This is a genomic window from uncultured Cocleimonas sp. (assembly GCF_947495625.1).
Taxonomy (GTDB): domain Bacteria; phylum Pseudomonadota; class Gammaproteobacteria; order Thiotrichales; family Thiotrichaceae; genus Cocleimonas.
Window position 1 is genome coordinate 1 of sequence record NZ_CANLZW010000071.1, and the last position, 1331, is coordinate 1331.

The 1331-nt window shown below is 40.8% G+C and carries 1 protein-coding gene; it reads left to right on the forward strand.

Going from position 1 to position 1331, the window contains the following annotated elements:
• The first annotated feature begins 409 nt into the window (after positions 1 to 409).
• Complete coding sequence (locus tag Q1A31_RS20875; RefSeq protein WP_299881739.1) at positions 410 to 1219, forward strand: hypothetical protein; 810 nt, start codon at positions 410 to 412, stop codon at positions 1217 to 1219.
• Positions 1220 to 1331: the final 112 nt, after the last annotated feature.

Consider the following 1331-nt stretch of genomic DNA (forward strand, 5'->3'; position numbering starts at 1 on the left):
CTTTAATGAGAGATAAAGCTCAATATAGAATCGTTTAGACTTATTGCTTGATTATTACCATAGAATCTCGGCTGGTTACTTTCTTTTTGCTTTTCTCAAAAGAAAGTTACTCGATGCTGTGAACAAGTATTAGAGGATAGTTTGTATTTCATAAAGCATCGAAACAAATAATCGCGAATTAAAAAAGTGCCCCAATACACACTAAAACCTAGTATCGCCTATCGGCGAGCTAGCTTTAAGCTTTCGCATAAATATTCGGCTGAAGCCTCACCCTGCGGGTCGTCGTCACTGTGTTCCTACGTTGTCTCGGCAATGCCTCGGCTGAGTTGTCCATTTCAATAAACGAAATGGCAAGCTCATGGTAAGTAGGGGGGGTGTATTTATCCAACCCTATTGATATGCTTTGACTATGTTTAGATCATTTACATCTGCCATATCGCTTACGTTTTTAGCGATATTCCTCTCAGCGTGTTCAAGTTTGGGAACCAACACCAAGACTTCGATAGCAGAGTCTATTCAAAAAATACCGTTTCCCAGTCCTGCTTCTGAACAACGCGTGATTATTTATAACCACGGAATTACAAGGCCACAGCAACTTGAGCCTTGTTTTATGTCTTATAACAACCCTCCTGAATCATTGCGTGCGTTAAGCGATAAACGAACCTTGGTGTATAAACTTTGTTCGACGGCAACCGAAGCACCCGCAATAACATCGGCGGGTAGACAGGTTTATCTGCGTAAAATAGAAATCAATTTCGCGATTGATGCTTTTTTAGCACGGGGTGTTTTACCCAAACATCTGTTTTTAGCGGGGCATTCAAACGGTGCCTGGACTTCATTAATGATGATGCGTGATGTCAATAAGCGCTTTAATGGGGCGATCGCTTTTGCGCCTGCTTTTGCTGGTAAACGCAGTGAGGTACGGTTTGCTCCCTGGTGGAGAAGAACGATTAGGCCTAAACAGATTAAAGAGATGTTAACGTCGCCTGACATGGATGCTTTGGTGTTTGCTTATGAAAATGATCCCTACAATCGTCCTCAAGAATTGCAATTTCTGGCAAATAATTACCCCTTAGTAGGTTCGAGTGGTGTTGATTTAGTCTCTTATGATTGTGGCTTAAGAAATGCGCATCAAACCTTTAGAAAGGATTGTCGATTCGCAGAAACCTCGCAACGTATTCAACGCTTTATCAATAAGCAAATTGCTACTTGGAAGTAATAGCTGTCTATAGTCATTTTAAAAAGCAAAAAAATTGCCCCAAAGATACTCTGTTCACCGTCAAGTAAATAATCCCATTTCGAATAGAAAAAACTAATGGATCACGATGCTA

Excerpts from the sequence above, each read along its gene's own strand:
- Q1A31_RS20875 (WP_299881739.1), top strand. The coding sequence starts at position 410 with ATGTTTAGATCATTTACATCTGCCATATCGCTTACGTTTTTAGCGATA.